The sequence below is a fragment of the Niveispirillum sp. genome, from assembly GCF_017996735.1.
GTDB lineage: Bacteria > Pseudomonadota > Alphaproteobacteria > Azospirillales > Azospirillaceae > Niveispirillum.
The window spans coordinates 1-8,093 of record NZ_JAGOGJ010000203.1 but is presented as its reverse complement, the minus strand read 5'-3'; the positions used below and the strand labels follow the sequence as shown (position 1 = coordinate 8,093).

9 protein-coding genes, 3 tRNA genes and 1 pseudogene are annotated in these 8,093 nt (G+C 63.7%); 7 read left to right on the top strand and 6 right to left on the bottom strand.

What is annotated here, in order from left to right:
• The coding region (locus KBA48_RS31230) for a VWA domain-containing protein (protein WP_367273897.1) at positions 1-735 on the bottom strand (735 nt) is incomplete at its 3' end.
• A gap of 55 nt (positions 736-790) precedes the next feature.
• Positions 791-2,173, bottom strand: coding sequence for an adenylate/guanylate cyclase domain-containing protein (locus tag KBA48_RS31225; RefSeq protein ID WP_292912588.1), 1,383 nt, complete (start codon positions 2,171-2,173; stop codon positions 791-793).
• A gap of 366 nt (positions 2,174-2,539) precedes the next feature.
• Between KBA48_RS31225 and KBA48_RS31220 the strand changes: the two genes are divergently transcribed.
• Both KBA48_RS31220 and KBA48_RS31215 read left to right on the top strand, forming a co-directional pair.
• Complete coding sequence (locus KBA48_RS31220; RefSeq protein ID WP_292912587.1) at positions 2,540-3,001, top strand: hypothetical protein; 462 nt, start codon at positions 2,540-2,542, stop codon at positions 2,999-3,001.
• 99 nt (positions 3,002-3,100) lie between these two features.
• Positions 3,101-3,568 (top strand): spore coat protein U domain-containing protein, encoded by a 468-nt coding sequence (locus tag KBA48_RS31215; protein ID WP_292912586.1) that lies wholly within the window; start codon positions 3,101-3,103, stop codon positions 3,566-3,568.
• 7 nt (positions 3,569-3,575) lie between these two features.
• Here KBA48_RS31215 and KBA48_RS31210 read toward each other — a convergent pair whose 3' ends face one another.
• The 3 genes from KBA48_RS31210 to KBA48_RS31200 all read right to left on the bottom strand — a co-directional run bounded on the left by KBA48_RS31210 (position 3,576) and on the right by KBA48_RS31200 (position 4,247).
• Positions 3,576-3,953 carry an Mth938-like domain-containing protein gene (locus tag KBA48_RS31210; RefSeq protein ID WP_292912585.1) on the bottom strand — a complete coding sequence of 126 codons (378 nt, stop codon included), beginning with the start codon at positions 3,951-3,953 and terminating at the stop codon, positions 3,576-3,578.
• 48 nt (positions 3,954-4,001) lie between these two features.
• A tRNA-Asn gene (locus KBA48_RS31205) sits at positions 4,002-4,076 on the bottom strand.
• 96 nt (positions 4,077-4,172) lie between these two features.
• Positions 4,173-4,247, bottom strand: a tRNA-Asn gene (locus KBA48_RS31200).
• A gap of 176 nt (positions 4,248-4,423) precedes the next feature.
• Here KBA48_RS31200 and KBA48_RS31195 point away from each other — a divergent pair.
• Positions 4,424-5,041 carry an NUDIX hydrolase gene (locus KBA48_RS31195; protein ID WP_292912584.1) on the top strand — a complete coding sequence of 206 codons (618 nt, stop codon included), beginning with the start codon at positions 4,424-4,426 and terminating at the stop codon, positions 5,039-5,041.
• A gap of 52 nt (positions 5,042-5,093) precedes the next feature.
• On the opposite strand, the gene KBA48_RS31190 is transcribed toward KBA48_RS31195, so the two are convergent.
• A tRNA-Cys gene (locus KBA48_RS31190) sits at positions 5,094-5,167 on the bottom strand.
• Between the two features lie 230 nt (positions 5,168-5,397).
• Between KBA48_RS31190 and KBA48_RS31185 the strand changes: the two genes are divergently transcribed.
• The 4 genes and pseudogenes from KBA48_RS31185 to KBA48_RS31170 all read left to right on the top strand — a co-directional run.
• Positions 5,398-6,063: a protein-L-isoaspartate O-methyltransferase gene (locus KBA48_RS31185; protein ID WP_292912583.1), complete on the top strand. Its 666-nt coding sequence runs from the start codon at positions 5,398-5,400 to the stop codon at positions 6,061-6,063.
• 20 nt (positions 6,064-6,083) lie between these two features.
• Complete coding sequence (locus tag KBA48_RS31180; RefSeq protein WP_292912582.1) at positions 6,084-6,416, top strand: rhodanese-like domain-containing protein; 333 nt, start codon at positions 6,084-6,086, stop codon at positions 6,414-6,416.
• Position 6,417: 1 nt separating this feature from the next.
• Positions 6,418-7,809: a TolC family outer membrane protein gene (locus KBA48_RS31175; RefSeq protein ID WP_292912581.1), complete on the top strand. Its 1,392-nt coding sequence runs from the start codon at positions 6,418-6,420 to the stop codon at positions 7,807-7,809.
• Between the two features lie 176 nt (positions 7,810-7,985).
• A pseudogene (locus KBA48_RS31170) lies at positions 7,986-8,093 on the top strand (DUF2497 domain-containing protein); the annotation flags it as partial.

Below are 8,093 nucleotides of genomic sequence, written 5' to 3'. Positions count from 1 at the left end.
CCCGATATCCAGGAACAGCAGCACCTTCACGGCATTATGCCGTTCCGGCACCATCTTGATATCCAGCCAGCCGGCATTGCGGGCGGTCGAACTGATCGTGTCGGGCAGATCCAGCGTCTCCGCCGCCCCCGTCCGCGCGAATTTGCGCAGGCGGCGCAGCGCCACCTTGATGTTGCGGGTCCCCAGTTCGACACTGTCATCCAGGTTCTTGAACTCGCGCTTGTCCCAAACCTTGACGGCACGGCGGTTGCGGCTGCCATCCTGCCCGATCCGCACCCCTTCGGGATTGTAGCCATAGGCGCCGAAGGGGCTGGTGCCTGCCGTGCCGATCCATTTATTGCCGCCCTGATGGCGGTCCTTCTGTTCGGCCAGCCGCTGGGCCAGCGTCTCCATCAGCTTGTCCCAGCCGCCCAGCGCCTGGATCTGCGCCTTCTCTTCCTCGGTCAGGAATTTCTCGGCCAGCTTGCGCAGCCATTCCTCGGGGATAGCGGCCGTCAACTCGTCCGGGCCGACCGCACCGCCTCCCTCCAACCCCTTGAAGACAGTGGCGAAGACCCGGTCGAACTTGTCCAGGTTGCGCTCGTCCTTCACCAGGATGGCGCGGGACAGATAATAGAAATCCTCCACCGCATAGCCGGCGATGCCGGCCTGCATCGCCTCCATCAGTGCCAGATATTCCTTCAGGCTGACGGGGATGCCGGCCTTGCGCAGATCATAGAAGAAACCGGTGAACATGGGATGGGCGGTTCCGGACGTCGGGATTTATCAGGAAGCCAGCATAGCACAGGCGTCACGCCGCGCACGACGCATCGTCGCTGCCGGGGATCAGTGGCCGGTACCAGAGCGCGATGGCCCCGTCCCGCCCGCGCAGCGGCATTTCCTCCACCCGGCGATAACCGGCAAGCGCCTTCTCGCCATCGGTGACCAGGGCGGCGCCCGCCACCTCGTCGGAAATGACGATCCCGGCCTCCAACTCACGGGTCAGGTGCATCAGCCGGCTGGCCACATTCACCGTGTCACCGATGACGGTGAATTCAAGCCGCTGGTCCGACCCGATATCGCCGGCCACCACGGCACCGTAATGCACGCCGATGCCCAGCCCCACCGACGGCAGGCCACGCATGGCGCGTTCTCGGTTCCACTCCTCCACCGCGACCTGCATGTCGTGGGCACAGGCCAGGGCGGCGGCCGGGTCCCGCCCGCTGGGCGCCAGAAGGCCGAAGGTCGCCATGACACAGTCGCCGATATATTTGTCGACTGTGCCGCCATGGGTGAAGACCGCCTTCTCCATGCGGATGCGGAACTGACGCAGCAGGTCGATGATCTCCCCCGCTGGTGCATTCTCGCACAGGCGGGTGAAACCGGTCAGATCGGCGAACAGCACGGATACGACGCGCGTGTTCGGGCGAGACAGCGGGCTGTCGCTGGCCGCCAGCCGTTCCACCATATCGGGGGAGAAATACCGCGCCAGATTGGCCCGCTCGCACTCCGTCGCGGCCTGGCTGACCAGCAGCGTCTTTGACCGGCGCACGGCCGCCGCCAGGGTCAGGGCCGACAGGATCAGGAACAGAACCTGGGTCAGCCAGTTGGACAGGTCGACATAGCGCGGGTTCTGCATAACCCGCACGAAGTCGCTGGCATCGGTGCTGGCCCAGATCCAGTCCAACGGCATGGTGAAGGTGCCGGGCTGGCGCATGGCGTGGACAACCACGGCGGACCAGGACAGGGCCGCCGTCAGCCCGCTCCACACCACCAGGGCCGGCCGCTGCACCATCACCGAACTGGCGATCATCAGGAAATAGACATTGTACCAGACGGTACGGGTGTTCATGGCCGGCGACAGCGCCTCCCCCCCGATGGTGATGGGAGAGATCATCACCATGGAGATGGCGAAATGGTCGAAGGCCACGGACGCGAACAACTGCCAGGGCCGGAACAGGCGGGTGCGGTGCAGGGCCCAGAGCGCCAGGCCGTTGCAGGCCACAATGGCGATTCCCAGATATCCGGCGGCGTTCTCTCCGTTCTGGTCCAGCACAGCCACCCAGGCGAAGATGGCCCCAAGCGCGATCAGCCGCGCCCATGTGGCCACTTCGATCCCGCGCGACTGCTCGCGCTGGAACACGGCCTTCAGCCGTTCCTCGGTTCCCAGGTTACGATCCGACTGGTTGCTCATGCCACCCTTCCCCACCGCCCCTGTCGACGGTGCCGTCCCCCGGCAAAGCTATCGCGGGAATGCCGCATCCTAACAGGCTTAAGCATCAACCCACCCCAGCCGATCCCGCAAGCCCGCGCAAGGTGGTCGGCGAAAAAGGAGCGGTGATGGCAGGATTGCGGCCGTATTTCATTCTGCAAAAATAGTTGCATATTGCATTATCTTTCAAAATGATTTGCAAATTTCAACGATCCAGAAGGCTGTTTGGGCATTCGAAGGGCTGAAACCCTTGGTTTTCCACCCCCCACCCGATTGGCACACCTCCTGCTTTCCTTGGTTCCCATGAAGGCGACAACGCCCCCACAAATCGAACCGAGAGAGCCTGACATGACCACGTTCTTCGCCAAGACCGCCGCCGCCGCCCTCGTCGTCGCCGCTTTCGCCGCCCCGGCCATGGCACAGAACGCTTCCGGCACGATCCAGTTGAAGGGCAATGTCGGCCTGTCCTGCACCATCGCCGTTCAGGACCTGAGCCAGTCGCTCTCGCTGAAGACTGGTGAGAGCAACAAGACGGTCGGTTCCGTCACCGAAACCTGCAATTCGGGCACCGGCTACAAGATCACGCTGGCCTCCTCCAACGGCGGCAAGCTGAAGTCCGGCAACTTCACCATCGATTATCAGGTGAACTATGATGGTCAGGGCGGTTCACTGAACAGCCAGATGGTCGTCGACCGTGCCAATGCGCAGTTCAACAAGAAGTCCGACCTGAAGGTCACCGTGCAGGCTTCCGACCAGTATATCGCCGGTGACTATGCCGACACCGTCACCGTCACCATCGCCGCAAAGTAAACATCTGACCGCCGGCCCCGCCATGGGCCGGCGGTACCGTTTCCGCCCCGCCCGAAACCAGGCGGGGCCTTTTCATAACCGACGCCGGAGGGGTGCAGAATGCGCCGTTTGCTGGTCCGGGCCATCGCCGCCCTGCTGCTATCGACCACCGCCCTGATGCCGGCCGCGGCCCTGGCGCAAAGCACGTCGGGCACCATGTCGCTGCGCGGCAGCATGCCCATGTCATGCGCCATCGCGGTTCAGGACATGGGCGTTACCTGGAACCTCACGTCGGGCGAAAGTTCCAAAACCGTGGGATCGGTGACCGAGAGCTGCAATTCCAGCAGCGGCTATTCCATCAGCCTGGCATCGGCCAACGGCGGCAAGCTGAAAAGCGGCAGCAACGAGATCAGCTATACCGTCGATTACGACAGCAATGCCGGCAACCTGACCAGCCAGATGGTGGTCCAGCGCGCCAACGCGCAGTTCGGCAAAAAATCCGACCTGAAGGTGACGGTTCCCATCTCCAGCCAGCATGTGGCCGGCGATTATGCCGACACGATCACGGTGACCATCGCGGCCCGATGACGGCGGCCTATACGGCCAGCAGGGCCGCCGCGACCAGCCGGCCCTCGGCCAGCAGCACATTATAAGTGCGGCAGGCGGCCGGACTGTCCATGATATCCACGACCACCCCCTGCTCCCGCAGGGCCTTGCGCAATGCTGAGGGTAGCAATTGCATGCGCGCGCCGGACCCCAGCAGCAGGACCTCCGGCTTCGGATTGGCGGACAGAACCGCAGCGAAATGCTCCACCGTCAGGCCCGCGAATTCCGGCACCGGCCACGCAACCGTCCGGTCGGGGAACACGATGATCGCACCGCTATGCAGTACATTCGACACACGGAAATGCCCAGGGGCATAGGTGTCGATGACCTGACGATCGGCGGGAATGATGGGGGTGATATCGACCATGTCGATTGAGTTCCGGATGCGGCCGCCATCGTGCGGCCAGGGTTGAAATGGCTCCCAGGGAGGGATTCGAACCCCCGACCGGGCGGTTAACAGCCGCCTGCTCTACCACTGAGCTACCTGGGATCAGGCCATTTCCAACGCCGGATCTACTTTGTACGCGTGCCAATCATTAGCCTGAATGGACAGGACCGGACGGTTTATACATCCGGCCCCGCCGATTGGCTCCCAGGGAGGGATTCGAACCCCCGACCGGGCGGTTAACAGCCGCCTGCTCTACCACTGAGCTACCTGGGATCAGTACTCACGTCGCGACGCGTCATCGGCGCCGCATCGTGCGGTGGCCGGGCTTATAGCCAACCCGATCCGGGTTTGTAAACCCCTGTTTCGCATTTTGGCGCATTTTCTTGATGGCACTGGAAAATCCCTGTGATTCCAGTAGCCTGGACCCATGTCTTACCAGGGGGACACACATGCGCGACCATGACCGGGACAGCAATCCCTGGCGCACTCTGAACCGCGATCGCGTCTATGAGAATCCATGGATCAGGGTGGAGCATCATGAGGTGCTGAAACCCAACGGCGATCCCGGCATCTATGGGCTGGTCCATTTCCGTAACCATGCCGTGGGCGTGGTGCCGGTGGACAGCGACGGCTTCACCTGGCTGGTGGGCCAGCACCGCTATCCATTGGACCGCTATAGTTGGGAAATCCCCGAAGGCGGCGTGCCGGAGGGGGAGGACCCCGCCGCCGGCGCGATACGCGAATTGAAGGAAGAGACGGGACTGTCGGCCGGCCGGATGATGCCCATCATCGGCCGTGTGGCGCTGTCCAACTCCGTCTGCGACGAGGAGGGTACGCTTTATGTGGCCTGGAACCTGACGCAAGGCACGGCGGAACCCGACGATACCGAAGAATTGCGTCTGCGCCGCGTCACCCTGCGTGACGCGCTGTCCATGGTCCTGTCGGGGGAGATCACCGACAGCCTGTCCATGCTGGCCCTGCTGCGCCTGCCCCTGCTGCGCGACGCGGCGGACACGCCGGCGGACCTACGGGCGGCTCTGGTGCGGGGTCTTGGCCCCACCGGTTGACCGGAGGCGGAAAATAAAAAGGCCCGTCGCGAAGACGGGCCTTTTTGAAACTTGGAGGCACGGCCGGGAATCGAACCCGGATTCACGGATTTGCAGTCCGTTGCATCACCATTCTGCCACCGCGCCATCGGTGTCCCATGATCCCCCGGTTGCGTCGCCGTCCGGGGTGGGGCCGGTATATAGACGGCTGGTGAGGGCGCGGTCAAGTGTCTGACGCAAGAAATCCGCAACCCGCGTTCGTGGTGCAGCCGCAACATTGTGTTCCACGTCCGGTACGGATATATAGCAGCGTGGTCTTCCGTTCTGAACGGTGGGCTGCGGAACCCTTCCTTTTCACCAGCGCGACAGATCCGTCCATGATGGCCTCCACCGAATATAGCGCCGCCCGCCTGAATATGGTCGACGGCCAGATCCGGCCGAACAAGGTGACCGACCAGCGTGTGGTCGATGCCTTCCTGGCGATCCCGCGCGACCAGTTCGTGCCGGTCGGCCTGCGCGGCGTGGCCTATGTCGATAAGAGCATCCCCATCGCACGGGGCCGCTTCCTGCTGGAACCGATGGTCCTGGCCCGCCTGCTGAACGAGGCGAAGGTGGAACCGACGGATATCGTCCTGGATGTGGGCACCGGCACGGGTTATTCGGCGGCGGTCATCGGCCGTCTGGCCGCCACCGTGGTGGCGCTGGAGTCGGATGCCGAACTGGCCGCACTGGCCAATCAGGCCGTGCAGACCCATGGCGTCGACAATGCTGTGGTGATGCAGGGGCCGCTGGCTTCCGGCTGGGCCAAGCAGGGTCCCTATAATGTGATCGTGGTGCAGGGCGCCCTTGCCGCCGTGCCGCCGGCTTTGCTCGACCAACTGGCCGAAGGCGGCCGTCTGGTCACCGTGGTCCTGCCCGAAAGCGGTCAGGGGGTCGCCCGTCTCTATCAGAAAACGGGTGGCAAAGTGTCCAGCCGCATCCTGTTCGATGCCTCCGCCGCCCTGCTGCCGGGCCTGGAAGCCAAGCCCGATTTCCAGTTCTGACAGTATACCGGAGCCTCCCTGTGCGCCCCATCACAGACAATGAGCTGACGGTGGAGGATTTGGCGGTCAGGCTTCGGGAGGATGACGGGGTTGTCGTGCTGGACGTACGCGAACCCTGGGAAGTGGAACTGTGCAATATTGCGCAAAGCCTCCACATTCCCCTCGGGCAATTGCCGTCGGCCGTGGCGGCATTGCCGAAGGATCGTGATATAGCGGTCCTTTGCCACCACGGCATGAGAAGCGCGTATGCCACACAATGGCTGCGCGGCCAGGGTTTCGACCGGGCCATCAATCTTGCGGGCGGAATCGACGCTTGGGCCCGGCGTATCGATCCGACCATGAAGGTGTATTGACATGGACGCCAACCGTCTGCCGCAGACCCCGACCAGCCTGATCCTGCGCCGTCTGGCGCGTGCCGCACTGCCCGCCATGGCACTCGCCTTCGGGCTGGGCCTGTCGCCGGCCCAGGCCCAGTCGCTGCCGGACGCTCTGGCCCAGGCCTACCAGTCCAATCCCACGCTGGACGCCGCCCGTGCCCAGTTGCGCGCCACGGACGAGTTGGTGCCCCAGGCCAAGTCTGGTTTCCTTCCCACGATCAGCGCCGATGGCAGCGTCGGCCGCAATGTGCAGAAGAACGGACCGACGGACACCTACTGGACCGAAAAGTCGGTCAGCGCCGATATCGTGCAGCCGATCTTTCGCGGTGGGCGCACCGTCGCCTCGCTGAGCCGGGCCGAAGCGCTGGTGAAGGCGCAGCGCGCGTCGCTGCAGGCCACCGAACAGAGCGTCCTGCTGGCCGCCGCCCAGGCCTATTGTGACGTCGTCCGTGACGAGGCCGTTCTGCAACTGACCATCAACAACGAACAGGTGCTGAAGCGCCAGCTTGAAGCCGCCAATGACCGGTTCCGCGTTGGTGAAATCACCCGTACCGACGTCAGCCAGTCCGAGTCGCGTCTGGCCCTGTCCACCTCGAACCGGATCGCCGCTGAAGGCGCCCTGAATGCCAGCCGGGCCACCTTTGCCCGACTGATCGGCGCGGTGCCGGCGGGGGTGCAGCAGCCGACGGCGCTGACCGGCCTGCCCGCCTCGCTCGACGCCACCATCTCGCTGGCCGAGCAGAACAACCCGCAGGTCCTGGCGGCGAAGTTCTCCGAACGCGCCGCCGACAGCGCGGTTGATGTGGTGGCCGGCGAACTGTTGCCTACCGTGTCTGTTGTCGGCTCCTATTCTCGCACCTGGGACCGTCCGGGCACTCTGGGTGAACTGGATAACGGCTCGATCGTCGCCCGCGTGTCGATCCCCATTTACGAGGCTGGTGGCACCACTGCCCGCGTCCGTGAAGCCAAGCAGACCGCATCCCAGCGTCGCATCCAGGTGGACGAGGCTGTGCGCGGCGCCCGCGAAACCGGCATCCGTGCCTGGGAAGCACTGAGCACCGCCCGCGCCTCCATCAAGTCGCGCAACGAACAGGTGCGCGCCGCGAACATCGCCTTGGAAGGCGTGCGTCAGGAAGCCACCGTCGGTTCCCGTACCGTGCTGGACACGTTGGATGCCGAACAGGAACTGCTGAACGCTCAGGTGGAACTGGTGCGTGCCCAGCGTGACGAGGTGGTGGCCAGTTTCCAGGTGATGTCCGCCATCGGTCAACTGTCGGCCGGCAGCCTGGGGCTGGGTGTTCAGACCTATGATGTCGAGGCGCATTACAACAGCGCGTCGAGCAAGATCTGGGGTCTCTCGGCCGATTGATTCGGTGACATTTATCGTTCATGTCCACCGGTGAAGGGGAGGCCAATCGGCCTCCCCTTTGCATTTCGGGGGCGAACAGCGCCAATTCTTCAATCCTGTTAACAAGTTCGTGGAATTTTCCAGGATTCTGCCCTAGGCTTGCCGTCGAATTCGTGGAAGGTCAGGTTACGCGCGAAATGGCCGACAAAGGGTCCTCACAAGAACCATCGATGGAAGAGATCCTCGCTTCCATTCGCAGGATCATTTCCGAAGATGGCGAAGCGCCGGAGGAGGCTGCACCGCCT